At 57.2% G+C, this 12,233-nt stretch carries 13 protein-coding genes; 7 read left to right on the top strand and 6 right to left on the bottom strand.

The features are described from left to right. Positions 1 to 91: 91 nt before the first annotated feature. The 3 genes from EXE52_RS08910 to EXE52_RS08900 all read right to left on the bottom strand — a co-directional run bounded on the left by EXE52_RS08910 (position 92) and on the right by EXE52_RS08900 (position 2,890). Positions 92 to 577 (bottom strand): DoxX family membrane protein, encoded by a 486-nt coding sequence (locus tag EXE52_RS08910; RefSeq protein ID WP_137703683.1) that lies wholly within the window; start codon positions 575 to 577, stop codon positions 92 to 94. A gap of 96 nt (positions 578 to 673) precedes the next feature. Then, complete coding sequence (locus tag EXE52_RS08905; RefSeq protein WP_137703682.1) at positions 674 to 1,303, bottom strand: nitrous oxide reductase accessory protein NosL; 630 nt, start codon at positions 1,301 to 1,303, stop codon at positions 674 to 676. Positions 1,304 to 2,530: 1,227 nt separating this feature from the next. Further along, on the bottom strand, positions 2,531 to 2,890 hold the full coding sequence (locus tag EXE52_RS08900; RefSeq protein ID WP_199239143.1) for a hypothetical protein: 360 nt from the start codon (positions 2,888 to 2,890) through the stop codon (positions 2,531 to 2,533). A 113-nt stretch (positions 2,891 to 3,003) separates the two neighbouring features. Here EXE52_RS08900 and EXE52_RS08895 point away from each other — a divergent pair, with 113 nt between their 5' ends. Both EXE52_RS08895 and EXE52_RS08890 read left to right on the top strand, forming a co-directional pair. Beyond that, positions 3,004 to 3,507, top strand: coding sequence for a helix-turn-helix domain-containing protein (locus EXE52_RS08895; RefSeq protein WP_137703681.1), 504 nt, complete (start codon positions 3,004 to 3,006; stop codon positions 3,505 to 3,507). Between the two features lie 102 nt (positions 3,508 to 3,609). Further along, positions 3,610 to 4,296 (top strand): SCO family protein, encoded by a 687-nt coding sequence (locus tag EXE52_RS08890; protein ID WP_137703710.1) that lies wholly within the window; start codon positions 3,610 to 3,612, stop codon positions 4,294 to 4,296. Between the two features lie 101 nt (positions 4,297 to 4,397). On the opposite strand, the gene EXE52_RS08885 is transcribed toward EXE52_RS08890, so the two are convergent. After that, the gene (locus tag EXE52_RS08885; protein WP_137703680.1) at positions 4,398 to 5,207 is read right to left on the bottom strand and encodes a sulfite exporter TauE/SafE family protein; all 810 of its coding nucleotides are present in this window, start codon (positions 5,205 to 5,207) and stop codon (positions 4,398 to 4,400) included. A gap of 214 nt (positions 5,208 to 5,421) precedes the next feature. Between EXE52_RS08885 and EXE52_RS08880 the strand changes: the two genes are divergently transcribed. The 4 genes from EXE52_RS08880 to EXE52_RS08860 all read left to right on the top strand — a co-directional run bounded on the left by EXE52_RS08880 (position 5,422) and on the right by EXE52_RS08860 (position 9,909). Continuing rightward, the gene (locus tag EXE52_RS08880) at positions 5,422 to 6,297 is read left to right on the top strand and encodes a hypothetical protein (protein WP_137703679.1); all 876 of its coding nucleotides are present in this window, start codon (positions 5,422 to 5,424) and stop codon (positions 6,295 to 6,297) included. Positions 6,298 to 7,045: 748 nt separating this feature from the next. Further along, positions 7,046 to 8,410: a DUF6498-containing protein gene (locus tag EXE52_RS08870; RefSeq protein ID WP_137703709.1), complete on the top strand. Its 1,365-nt coding sequence runs from the start codon at positions 7,046 to 7,048 to the stop codon at positions 8,408 to 8,410. A 164-nt stretch (positions 8,411 to 8,574) separates the two neighbouring features. Then, positions 8,575 to 9,027: a PaaX domain-containing protein gene (locus EXE52_RS08865; protein ID WP_137703678.1), complete on the top strand. Its 453-nt coding sequence runs from the start codon at positions 8,575 to 8,577 to the stop codon at positions 9,025 to 9,027. A 375-nt stretch (positions 9,028 to 9,402) separates the two neighbouring features. Next, the gene (locus EXE52_RS08860) at positions 9,403 to 9,909 is read left to right on the top strand and encodes a metal-dependent hydrolase (protein ID WP_137703708.1); all 507 of its coding nucleotides are present in this window, start codon (positions 9,403 to 9,405) and stop codon (positions 9,907 to 9,909) included. A 53-nt stretch (positions 9,910 to 9,962) separates the two neighbouring features. Here EXE52_RS08860 and EXE52_RS08855 read toward each other — a convergent pair whose 3' ends face one another. Together EXE52_RS08855 and EXE52_RS08850 are read right to left on the bottom strand one after the other, a co-directional pair. After that, positions 9,963 to 10,244 (bottom strand): PadR family transcriptional regulator, encoded by a 282-nt coding sequence (locus EXE52_RS08855; RefSeq protein ID WP_137689226.1) that lies wholly within the window; start codon positions 10,242 to 10,244, stop codon positions 9,963 to 9,965. Between the two features lie 156 nt (positions 10,245 to 10,400). Next, positions 10,401 to 11,180, bottom strand: a complete 780-nt coding sequence (locus EXE52_RS08850; protein ID WP_137703677.1) for a DUF5821 family protein — start codon at positions 11,178 to 11,180, stop codon at positions 10,401 to 10,403. Positions 11,181 to 11,438: 258 nt separating this feature from the next. Here EXE52_RS08850 and EXE52_RS08845 point away from each other — a divergent pair, with 258 nt between their 5' ends. Next, on the top strand, positions 11,439 to 12,110 hold the full coding sequence (locus EXE52_RS08845) for a site-specific integrase (RefSeq protein WP_137703676.1): 672 nt from the start codon (positions 11,439 to 11,441) through the stop codon (positions 12,108 to 12,110). Positions 12,111 to 12,233: the final 123 nt, after the last annotated feature.

The following is a 12,233-nucleotide window of genomic DNA, read 5'->3' as shown; positions in this document are numbered from 1 at the left end:
CGAGGTTCTTCTGAGAGAGAAGCAGAACGTCTCAGCTTCATCGGCTCTGGCTCAAAATTCGTCTTTCAGCACGAGCAGTTAAGTGTCTGATTCACACCGACGCAGGTTCGTCTCTCACAGTACTCCCCAGAACGAGTGCGCCGGCAATGATTACGAGGTTCTTTACGATATACTGACCCTCGACTGTCAACCCGTACGGGAACGTAGTATAGACGACTTCAGGGAGCAGTACCATCGGAAGGAACGTCCCCGGAAGCTGGAGCGCCAGCAATAGCAATCCGACGCGTGTAAGCGGGGGGTAGAGCAGACAGACCCCGATTATCACCTCCCACACGCCAAGTACCGGGACGAAAAACTCAGGCGGAAGAATGTACACCGTTGAGGCGACGAGGTCACTGGCCGGCGAGACACCGAGCACTTTGAGTGCGCCGAACCAGATGAACACCGCCCCGACAGCGGCTCGCAATGCTGGGACGCTCCAACGGTCCATTTTCGATGCGAGTGTCGCGTCGAGTGTATCCAACCGCTCTTGATACACGGTTATCGTGTCTTTCGATTCGTTTTCTGAGGTTGCCATCGCGTGTGTAATAGCTACGATTTTGCCGGACAAAAGGCTTCTAGCTCCTGATCGTCCGTGTCAGATTCGTTGACTAGATCCTGTGAGAAGGGTCAATTAGTTCATCCCAGTCATCTGGATTCCATCAACGAGTGACCGATCGATGTCGTCGTACCCGATCGTCCGTCCGCCGTAATTATCAGCGAACGATTCAGCTTCACTGGTTTCCGAGAACGGCATGAGATCTGGCCCCATTCCACCCATTACATCCGATTCGATGACGTATGTGAGGCCCGTGGCATCGGCGAATGTATCGGGAGCGGTCGGTGCTGGCATCTTCTTTCTCTCAGTGTCTTCAGGGATCTCCCAATCAACACGGGAGTAGTCCGTGACGTATACGACAGTCGCCTCCGCACCGTCAGCTACCAGATTAAAATGGTACGGAAAGAGGCCATGTGCGAGCGTGTGAAACCAAGCAAGGTTCCCAGTTCCTTCGGGGCCTTGGACGGGTCCCTGTCTGGGCTCTGGTTCTGTATCAGCGTAGAACACTTGCCCATTAGGACCCCCATGGTCTCCGATCACCATTCCACCTTGGTAGTCCGTCTTTTGACCAGACAGATCTACCGGTTCTGGGCTTGAGCCAGAGGATCCCCCAACGCAGCCAGCCGTTCCAATTACGACTCCCAAGCCGACTGTGTGAATAGCTTGTCGACGCGATAGCAAATACGAGTCTGATTCAGATTTCATAGCTATAATTCTTCATATAGAGTCAATACGGTTCTGGTGTAACTGTCGAACGTCGTTTGTCATAGGAAATAAACCACCCACAGGAGGGGTTCGCTCCGGGTCACCCAGCGCCCAGATCAGTCAGGAGTGGACGATGTCTGGCACCGATTAGTATACATTGGGGTTGGGTTGCTTAGGGCTCAGCGGCTCTGTTGAAATCCTCAACATATCACTGTTTGAGGATTTCAACAGAGCCGGATATTTATGATACCGTCAGTTTAGAAGTCACTATGGCCCTCTCTCTGTCAGCAACCATCGCTTACAGCTTTTTGGCATCTGCTATCGTTGGCCTTTCTCTTAGCCGTTTTACCGATCGAATATCTGTGAAGATGGCATTGCTCATAGCAGTTTGTACTACGGTTGGCACAGTAGTTGGGAGAATACTATGAGAAGTGTCTACTGAACGGCCTATGATCCACCTGAATTGACCGCAACCGGGTCAGAACATATCACTTGTTTCTGTTTTCGTGCTGAATATAGAGGGCTGTATTCAGTGTTAGCATCGAGTCAGATGTCTCATTCCACAATTTACATGACCTGCCACAATCACGCTCTTTCACGTAGCCTATGTCCGAAAAATCGCCCGACAAGTCCTCCATTTCACGATGGTGGTATGGCGTCGCGTTCTTCATCGTGGTTTTTGTCGTAGTGCAGGCCTCGTACGGTATTCTTCAGTTAGTGAGCGAGCCACAGGCCGGTTCTCCACCGAGCCTTCTGCCCTCCGGTCCGGAGACTGGCCTGCTATTCTTATTCTCCTTGCTCTCGGTGGCAGCGACCGTTCTAATCGGGAGCACGCTAGCCCCACTGTACTCGCTATGCCTCTATCTCGATGCCAGAAAACTCCGTCAGAAAGACAGCGACTGGATACCAAACCGAGTCCTGTGGGGAGGCGTTGCCATACTGCACTTGGGTTCGTTTGTGTTCTCGGCCGTGCAACTAATCACGATTCCGGCCGGTGTTGCTTATCTTTACAAGCGTCACAAGGAAATCGGGCTCGCATAACCACACAAACCGTTTAATTCGCAGTGACCGACTCGCGCCGTGTATTCAGCACGCCGTTTATATCAGTCTTAGAGGATTTCAACAGAGCCGAATATCCTATGGTCAATTCGCAGTTCTCATCGACCGGCTGTTTCAGGTGAGAATATGTCTGAAGAATAGGATTTCAACAGAGCCGGCTCAGCCAAGCTAGTCGCTTGTGACATTCTCACCAAGCGAACCCGGGGCATGGGCGTACACAGCGTATAGGATCATCGCAGCGATCAGGAAGTCGAGGCTGTGTTCGACGAAGTGGTGAACCGGCATCGGAACAGCTCCCAGAACAGTCCCAGCGCCAATCAGTGACCGTAGAACCAGCACCCCAACCGCGGCGCTGATCAGTCGGTACTGGCCGGTCTGGCGGCGTCGATACGCGACGAGGCTCACGACGAAGAGCGCACTGGTTCCGATCCCGGCACACGCGATGACGGCCAGCAGTACGGGCGACCCCTGAACGGTCAATGGCACGAGAGCCGAGAAGACGGCCCGAACGATGAGCGACGCGATCACGACACTGGCCAGTATGCGTTGGGAGTGATAAGAAGACACGGGTAAAACGTTCTCATGGGAGAAAATCTCCCGATAGGTTTTATCTCTCAGCCGATTACAGGCGACTACTCACGATGGCGACGACCAGAGATCGGGTGCGACGACACGTCCGCGAGACACCTGGTGTCCACTTCAACCAGGTGGAACGCGATCTGGACATCGCCACTGGACAGGCGCAATATCATCTCCGACGACTCGTGAACGACGACGAGCTGGTCGTCGAACGGATCGCTGGTCGATCTCACTACTTCTGTCTCACCTTCGACCCGTGGGAACGGCGTGCGCTCGCGTTCCTGCGACGCGAAACCGCCCGTGAGATCATGTTGCGGCTCCATGCGGACGGCCCTCGTCGTCCGGAGACGCTAGCCACGGAATTGGATCTCGCGCGGAGTACGGTTTCGTGGCACGTGTCGAGCCTCAGCGACGCCGGAATCGTCACGAAGTCCGACGACCGCCCGATGACGATCGCGCTGACCCGTCCGGACCACACGGCTGAGCTACTTGAGGTGGTGTCTCCCTCGCTGCCAGACCGGCTCGTCGACCGGTTCATCCGGACTGTCGACAGCCTCTTCGAATGAGGAGCCGACTGGCTGGACCCGCCCGGATTGGACGGAAGTGGCGCATTCGAAGGTCACACCAGATACCTCAAGACCGCGAGACAGATACGCGAACGTATGGACATGGACCGACGGAGTTTTTGTAAAACGGCCGGCGTCGCGGGAGTCACCGCCGGCACTGCCGGTTGTCTTGGCGTTCTTGGTACCAGTGGCGCCGATGGAACCGTTCTCGGACCGCCGGAGCGAGACCTCAGCGAGGCGTCATTCCCGAGCCACGGCGACGAGATGCCCGATTTTACCGTCCCCGACCCGATCCACGGCGAGGAGATATCGACGGCCCAGCTCGAGGACGAGCGCGCGGTGCTGTGGACGTCATTTTACACCAACTGTCCGGACGGGGTGTGCCCTGCACTTATCCTCCGACTCCGTCGTGGGCAGGCAGCCGCCGCCGAGGACGGGTACGGCGACCAAGTCGCGTTCCTCCCCATCACGTTCGATCCCGAGCGCGACACCGCCGAGGCCCTCCGCGAGTACGCTGGCCAACAGGGAGTTGACCTCGACGCGGGTAACTGGCACTTCCTCCGCCCAGAGACCTACGAGCGGGCCCAAGAGATACACGACGAGCACTTCGGTCTGAAGATCGAGAAGCAGCCGGCAGATGACATCGAGAACCTAGAGTATCGCTTCCCGCACTACGGGCTCATCATTCTCGCTAATAAGCAAGGAGTCATCGAGCGGGCGTATCCGCGGGGCCCGCGGACCGACATCGAGCAACTCGTCGACGACCTCGAACGAGTGGCTACTGCGTGATCTCTCCCGGGACCGGCAGATCGCCTTCGTCGTTTCCCGGGCGTGGTGACACCGGAGAGACCGGCTTGCGTGTCGAGCGCGGGGAGGGGAGTCGGTCTCGGTCAATGCCCCATGTGTCCCATCCCGCCACCGAGGGGTTGGTAATGCGGGAGCATCGGATGCGGGAGGTGAACACCGAGCGCCATCAGCCCGTGCGCGAACAGCACGTACCCCAGTACGACGAACACCACGCCGAGCAGCCGATGAACACGACGCCGGTGGGCGACGTCGATCGACTGGATGATCGTCCCATAGAGGAAGACGGCTGGAATCGTCCCAATACCAAGGGCACCGAGAGCGATTCCACCGGTGGTCGGAGAGCCGCTCGCGAAGGCGAACAGATACGCGGGATACAGCATCGGGCAGGGAAGAAACGCGTGGACGGCCCCGAGTCCAACAATGCTCGGGCTGTTCACGTGTCGGTGAACTCTCGCTGCGAGCCACGACGTGACGCGCTGGACGCCAGGGATACGAATATCGCCTCCACTTCCACCAATGACGTACCGAACGCCCGTCGCCACAATGAATCCCCCCACCGCAAGACCGACAGCACCTCGCAGGAGATCGGCGATCGGTGTCAGTTGATCAGCGGTGACGAACACGACGCTTCCGAGCGCACCGAAGAGGGCACCGAGAACTGCGTACGTCGTCGCTCGCCCGACGTTGAACAGGAAGTGCTGGCGAACCTCGTAGGTCGTGAGATGACCGGAACGCCCGTCGTTGGCTGTCACCGTCCCACCGTCTGGCTGCGGAGTCATCTGCTTCGAGTACATCGTCACAAGTGGACCGCACATCCCGATACAGTGTGCGCCGCCGAGCACGCCGATGAGAACGAAGAGTACGACGTCAATCCGGAGGAGTGACTCGATCATAGCCGTTCTCAGTTACGTACGGGTTTGTGTCGTCTGGTGTATCTCTCGAACGAACTCTGCGGATTCAATGAAGAATAGAAAGCGATGCTAGAATAAATATATTATTCCATATATTTAAGTAGAATATAGAAGGCACGCATCAAACACATCCTCCGAGGTTATGTTCGAGCTCGTGAACTTGATTAGTCAGCACTGACGAGTACTTCGTACGCAGATGGGCCACGTCTACTATCATCACCCCGGCGACAAGCAGTTCTCCCTTGACTTTGTCCATCCAGATCCTGACGAAATCGTCTCGCAGATCGTCGGCTACGGCGACGACGTCGCAGTGAAGGTCCAGAAATACGATATAGACGAAGCCTTCTACGTCATCTACACATCCCGCGTTGGCGGTGGACCTGTTCAGGAGATTGATTTTGACCTGAACGAGTCACTCTCAAAGATGAGTGCCGACAACAGCACCATCGTCGTTCGTCTCCTCGAGATTTACCGTGCACTGCTCGCTCAGAACGAAAAAGAAGAGGGAACACCCGTCGAGGCGTACAAGAATATCGACGTCGATGTATTACCAGACGTTCTCGATCGGACATCGTGGGAAGGACCAGCAACAGACGTTGCTGGCCGACTCGCCTCGAACCTGATCCTCAAACACGCACTTCCGAACGCCAATCATCGAACCGCTGTTGCGCTAATTCAGTTCTACCTTCGGCGCCTGAATTCGAACTTCGCTATGCCAGAAACCTCCGTAGAGACCGATCCAGAATCCTACGACTGGCGGGAATGGGTAAACGAGTACATCAACGAATCGAAGCGACTGTTGACCGTTCGACGGAAAAACGTCCTCTTCAAGCACCTGGTTCGCTTCGGTGTGAGAACGCTTGAGCGAAAACACGCGGTCGAGATCGACCTGACTGAATACGAGCTGGATATGTACCCAAGTGAGGCGAAAATCGTCTACGCGGAGAAGCACGAGGATCTCTGGGTCACGTTCGTTGAGGAGGCTGTCGAACGTGCCGGCTTTCCGGAGCTAAAAGAGACGCCGGGACTCTCAAAAGCAGAATTCGCGGAAAAAATCCGAGATATTGACTAAGCGGTTCTGCTAGTCTTGAAGCGTGGCGACTGTTCGGCCCGTTTCCTTGGCCTCTTCGCTGCGCGACATATTGCACGTCGCGAGCGCTTCGTCAACCGCTTGATCGAGACTCATTAGTTACCTGAACTTTGGTTCTCCTGCCGTATAAACGCTTGTGTCAGCCGATCTGTTGTGACCTATCCAATTACGATTCTTCTGCCCGTTCCACAGGGGAGATTCTTGACGGTCTGAAGCGAAGGGAGACGTGATGTTCCGCAAAATACTCTCGGTCGTCACTATCGTCGAGACGCTCTCTCCAGAGAAACTCATCGAGACTGCCGAACAGTTCGCACTCGAGAATCCAGAAGATTGTGAACTCCGGTCGTGGGTCCTCCCCGGCGCTCGATTGGAGGGGCTTCTCTTTCTCGTTCTTATGTGGCACAGCGAGAGCTCCTACTCGACGTTCAAGAAATTTCTCGGTGTCATCGGACACTCGCGTTGTTGTATCCACGTACCTACGTCGACTACGGAACCGAGTTTGCCTACGTCGATGGGACGAAGTGTAAATGGAAACCGTGGGTTTATTCCGGAACCCGAATTGTCGGGCTCCTCTACGTTAGTATCGCTCTCAACGAACTACGGCAGAATCGAATGTCGTACCAGTCGTAGTAGGTCCGGAGCGACGGACAGTCAACCCCACACCAACAGCTTATATTCGCCGCTATAACATGGTGAACCGATGGCGTCGTCGTCGTACGATTTGTCTGCCGTGTTTATGATGACGGTCGCGGCGAACGTCGTCCCGCTGGTCGGCGTATTCCACCTCGGGTGGAGCGCACAGACGTTCGCGGTCATCTACACGATCGAACTGGTCGTTGCCGTCCCGTTTGCCGGGCTGAAGGCGCTATTCGCTCGCTGCCCGCCGAACTACGACGAGCTGGAGCGTTCCGGAGAGGACGACCCGCCCAAGCCCGACGAGCGGGGCGAGGTCTCTGTCGGATCAAGCGACCTCACCCACCGTCGTGGGAGCGTCGCGATCGTTGACCCGCTCCCGCCGATCTACCCCCGGAACGTCCCGTTTGTCGCGCGGGCATTCGGGTCTGCCGTGGCGCTCGTCGGGATGTTCCTCTTCGTGTTGGGCCGGTTTGTCGATGTGCCGGCGACGCTTGCCGATCCGAGTGTGGCGGCGAGCGTTGTCTTCCTGGTCTTCTCCCACGTCGGCGTCGTCAACCGTGAGTACTTCCGGAAGCGACGCCACGAGACGAGCACTCCCCGAGACGTGGTGGCAAGCGCGACGACCGAGGCCGGGCTGGCCATGGTGGTACTCATGTTCGCGATTGTCGGTGGCCCGGTCGGCGCGCTGGTCGCGTTCGTCGCGGTGAAGCTGTTCGCAGAGTGGCGCAGTTACCGCGGTGAGGTGCCGTTCGACCCCGAGGAGGGGATGGGAACACTCTCACCCGTGGCGGCCCCGGACGCGCCGCCGACGGTGGAGGTCCGTCCGGACCGGCGTTCCGTCCGCGCCACCGCGCTCTGGTGGGGCGTGAAGTCCGCGGTTAGCGGCGGCCCGGCATATCTCTTCACATGGGTCGGACTCACTGCTGGGTCGGTAGGGACGATCGCCGCCACGGTGGTCTGTTTTGTCCTCCTGCCGACCGCCATCGGCGGGTTAAAAACCCTCGAGTACGGCCTCACCCACGGCACGCTGGCGTACCAGCGCCGCGATGACACGGTGGTTGCATACGACGACCTCACCGAGACGGTTCAGTGGGTGACTCCCGTCGACGACATACGGGACGCCGAGCTGTGTGAAGGAGAGCTCGTAGACCGCGCCTGCGGCACTCGGACGTTCTCACTCACCACTTTTGCGGGCGAATACGAACTCAGCGTCGCGCACCTCCGGGAGTACGGCCAGGCCGTCGAAGCGTTCGAACTTCCCGTCGAGACGACGGCGTTCGGCCCGCTCGACCAACGCGTGGCCGGGGCGGCGGCCGCGGTCGGGGCCTGTGGTGTCGCCGCCGTGGCCGGTCTCGCCTACTCCGCCCCCACCATCGCGGCGGTCGTCGCCGGGTTCGGTGGCCCGTTCGGCGTCGTCGCCCTCAGATCGGCGTGGCAGTGGGCGCTCCCGGCCGCCTGAGCCGACGCCGAGGGCGGGCGGAGGTGTAGCCCTGATTCAGGGAGAGGACGTCAGCGGCGCCGTCAGACACACTGTGGTACTTGTCGAGGAGGATAGACGTTCGGGAACTCTCTGTATAATTATTACCTACAATCTCTTACAGCCGACTACAAACAGATATTCTCATGCCCATCGACCTCCGAACACACGATTCTTCTGACGACATCCATATCGATCCGAGTACAAACAAGGCTGCGATTATCCAACTGCTCTATACGAACCCAAACTACGGGTTCACGCCCTCCGAAATCCACGACCGACTCGATAACATCCCAAAAGGAAGCATCACTGGTACGCTCACCCGTCTGTTCAACGATAGCGACATCGGCAAGACCGCTGACGGCTACTACCACGCCCTCGAGAGCCGTGACGATCTCCGGCGATTCGCCCGTGGTCTCGTTCAAGTCCGGAATCTCACTGATCGCTACGACGATGTCTTTTCTCCTGCCGACATCGAGCAAACGGATGAACGTTCCCCGAGCGGCGCACAGTCCGAGATCAGACAGGACAGTAGTGCCAACGACGAACCGGCACCCGAAGACTGGATCGCAAGTACCGACGATTCCGAACAGGCGTAGCGACCCGCTATATCCGGGTATTTCAGGGGTATCTGGTCTTTATAGTCGACCCAGACGGGAGCGCATACGAACCACGTCCTGTTGTATTCATCTCGGATGCTGACCAGCCCTACCTAGCAGAGGAAGCGACCATCGTTAGTCTCAGCACGAAGGTCGACGAGCGGTACAGACACTTGACGTTAGTTCTCTCGAACGACGCCATCGACAATGCTCACCTCAAGGAGGCCACGTACATCCTCCCCGTGGGCGACCTCTGCGATCTTACATTGGCTAAACACCAACCGGCACTGGTGGCCTTACAAACTGGTCGCGAGGGTGACTCTCACCGGAAATGCCGAAGGGCTGTTACCGATAGCGTTCGTCACCATAGACAAGATGCATCGACCAGGACACTACGGCGGGTCGCTGCTTGCGTATGCACCAGTCGGCTTTTTCGTAGTCGCGGCCGGTGCTGTGGAGCTCGCGATCGCCGGCGGCGCCGTCGCAGTCGCCGGAGCAATGATCCCCGACTGGGATCAACGTGTACCGTTTGTCCGCCACCGTGGGCCAACGCATACCGTGTGGTTCGCACTTCTTGTCGGTACCGTTCTCGGCGTTGCTGGGGCTCTCGTCGGGAGTAGTATGGGTGTCGGCAGTGCGATCGCGCTCGGCGGTTTCGGATTCGTGGTCGGCGCCATAATCGTCATCGGACACCTCCTCGCGGATGTCCTTACGCCGATGGGCATTCGTCCGTTCGAACCGCTCCGAGACGACACGTACACGCTTGATGTCGCGAAGGCAGCGAATCCCCTCGCGAACTACGCGCTCCTCGCTCTCGGGGCCGTCACCTCAGTGATCGCGTTCCTTGCCGGCAGTGTTGTTGCTGGCGCCCTCGGCGTCTGAACAGCAGGTGAAGCCCTCACAACGCCGAGAGTGGTCCGAGTACGGCAGCTCAGTCACTCACTGTGGTCAATATACCTGGCTTCCCATTCAACCCGAGCTTCAATCTCTCTCGTGCCTCGACGGGTAGTGCTGTACTCGTTGGTTCGTCGATCGCGCTGCCCCTTTTCGATGAGTCCCTTCTCAACGAGCGTATCGAGATTCGGATAGAGTCGGCCATGATGGATTTCTTTTTCGTAGTAGTCCTCGAGTTCGTCTTTGATCGCGAGTCCGTGAGGGTCATCGAGTCCGGCAATGACGTACAGTAGGTCTCGCTGAAAGCCAGTGAGATCGTACATATCATATGTTACGTGTTCGAGTTTTGAAATACTATTGGTCTGGAGACCACGTGTTATGGAACCCGTCTCATACCCTCTAGGCAGTGATTTTGTCCGTTTGATCTCACGCTTGAGTCGGAGGATGAGCGTATTCCCGTCGCTGTCGTCGGGTGGATGCTACAACGTGGACCGGAACTCGGTAGAGAGCGTTTTCAGGTCTACCGTAGCGATTTTGTCAGTTGCGAGAAGTCGAAGGCGTGGGCGGCCAACATCTATTGGGACTTTTTCAGTCTCGATGAGGTCAGCGTCTTCGAGTGCTGATTTGGCCCGTGAGAAGGTTGCTTTCGAAGCGATACCCGCATCTTCTCCCCATTTCGAGATATCGTAGAGGAGGGTCTCGTTGCGGGCTGCGAGGATGAGTATAATCTCGACGATACTGAGGTATTCGTTGCTCTTGGAAATCTCTTCAGCGTGTGCGAGGACTTGGTTGAGCTCGTCTGCGACGTCGTCGCCGATCTCTTCTCGGAGTGTTTCTTTCACTACTGAGTGGGCGGGTGTCCGGAGGTGATACTGCTCGGCGGCTTCGAAACGCGAGTCGAACTCACCGTAGACTGATGAGACCAGCTCGGGGTCCGAGCTCGAAATACTGTGCTTGTCCATCACAGGAACGACGGCCTCAGACTCGGTTGTGAAGATGGTATTCTGGACTGGCTCCGTGAGTGTTCGGAGGCTGAGTTGCTCCCGGTGGATGAGTTCGGCTATCTTCGAGGCCGTGAGGAAGCTGTAGAGGGCGTCTTTGATTTCATCTGAGTCTGCGAGCAGCCGGACCTTGGGCTGGTCTTCAACCGTTACTGCTTCCTCTGCGAAGGCTGCGATTTGTTCAGAGCGGGGAGCGATATACAGTGCTGGCTCGTCTCGATCGGGGATCATCTGTGTGAAAATATGTTGTTTGGCCATTTTCTGTAACTTTGTGGAGATGTACTTAATAGATATGGTATCTGAGTATTGGGCTCCTTCGCCAGTTACGGGATGGAGCTGACTATCCTGTTTCGAGTACGCTCATAGGAAGCAGATTGTTGGTCGCAGTAGCGAACCTCGATCTGGGGTAGTTGATTCCCTGTTTCGCCTACTGATGTGGCTCGATCTGTCCAAAATCAACCCCCTATTGCCCCTATTCTACATGGTTTTTTGTAGGCTCAACCAGTAGAGACTACTATGCGCCTCGACGACTATCCCGAGCGCGAAGATGCGAAGCGTGTCTGGCTCAACCAGACTGAAGCGAACGACGAGGTCGGAGCTCTCATCGATGAGGCGCAGTCTCCACAGCAGGAGATCGCCTTTCGGCTCGGTGCGCAGGCTGGCCTCCGGCGCGAAGAGATTGCGAGCGTCACGGCAAATGACTTCACGCACGCTCCCGACGGGTTCCTCCGCGTCTGGAACGACTACGCGAAGCGCGGGAAATACCGCGAGACGCCGATCCCAGAAGAACTCGCTAGCTCGGTTCGCACGCTCTCTTACGATCGAGATCCCGACGAGCCGATCGTCGGCGTTGAGCCGAATTCGATCTATCGATGGGTGAAGCGTGCCGCCGAGCGTCGCTACGCTGAGACCGGCGACGAGGGATGGACCTACCTCGACGTCCACGACCTACGGCGAACTTGGGGCGGACACCTGCTCTGGGACTGTGGTGTTCTCCCGGCTGTCGTGATGAGCTGGGGAGGCTGGGAAGACTGGGCTACGTTCCGTGACAGCTACCTTGGTGAAATGAGTCCGGCAGCTGCCGAACGGGAGCGTGGGAAGATCTCGTACGTCCCCGGCGACAAGGGAGAGAATTCTGACTCAGGTCCCGTATTCCGTCCGACCGTCGAGACGGCGTCGCCCTACTAGCGTGTAGGCCTTCGAATAGTCTAGTTCTCAGTCCTAATCCAACTGTTCAGATGACGGGGGGTTTTCTGTACGGCAACCACTAGATCATTCGAATATCATTATTTTATCAAATGAAAATTTCAA

Origin of the sequence: Halorubrum sp. CGM4_25_10-8A (genome assembly GCF_005435025.1) — an archaeon.
GTDB classification, from domain to species: domain Archaea; phylum Halobacteriota; class Halobacteria; order Halobacteriales; family Haloferacaceae; genus Halorubrum; species Halorubrum ezzemoulense.
Note: the sequence above shows the minus strand (reverse complement) of the source record. Positions and strands in the feature narration are given on the sequence as shown.

Excerpts from the sequence above, each read along its gene's own strand:
- EXE52_RS08910 (WP_137703683.1), bottom strand. The coding sequence starts at position 577 with ATGGCAACCTCAGAAAACGAATCGAAAGACACGATAACCGTGTATCAA.
- EXE52_RS08905 (WP_137703682.1), bottom strand. The coding sequence starts at position 1,303 with ATGAAATCTGAATCAGACTCGTATTTGCTATCGCGTCGACAAGCTATT.
- EXE52_RS08895 (WP_137703681.1), top strand. The coding sequence starts at position 3,004 with ATGGCGACGACCAGAGATCGGGTGCGACGACACGTCCGCGAGACACCT.
- EXE52_RS08890 (WP_137703710.1), top strand. The coding sequence starts at position 3,610 with ATGGACCGACGGAGTTTTTGTAAAACGGCCGGCGTCGCGGGAGTCACC.
- EXE52_RS08885 (WP_137703680.1), bottom strand. The coding sequence starts at position 5,207 with ATGATCGAGTCACTCCTCCGGATTGACGTCGTACTCTTCGTTCTCATC.
- EXE52_RS08880 (WP_137703679.1), top strand. The coding sequence starts at position 5,422 with ATGGGCCACGTCTACTATCATCACCCCGGCGACAAGCAGTTCTCCCTT.
- EXE52_RS08865 (WP_137703678.1), top strand. The coding sequence starts at position 8,575 with ATGCCCATCGACCTCCGAACACACGATTCTTCTGACGACATCCATATC.
- EXE52_RS08860 (WP_137703708.1), top strand. The coding sequence starts at position 9,403 with ATGCATCGACCAGGACACTACGGCGGGTCGCTGCTTGCGTATGCACCA.
- EXE52_RS08855 (WP_137689226.1), bottom strand. The coding sequence starts at position 10,244 with ATGTACGATCTCACTGGCTTTCAGCGAGACCTACTGTACGTCATTGCC.
- EXE52_RS08850 (WP_137703677.1), bottom strand. The coding sequence starts at position 11,180 with ATGGCCAAACAACATATTTTCACACAGATGATCCCCGATCGAGACGAG.
- EXE52_RS08845 (WP_137703676.1), top strand. The coding sequence starts at position 11,439 with ATGCGCCTCGACGACTATCCCGAGCGCGAAGATGCGAAGCGTGTCTGG.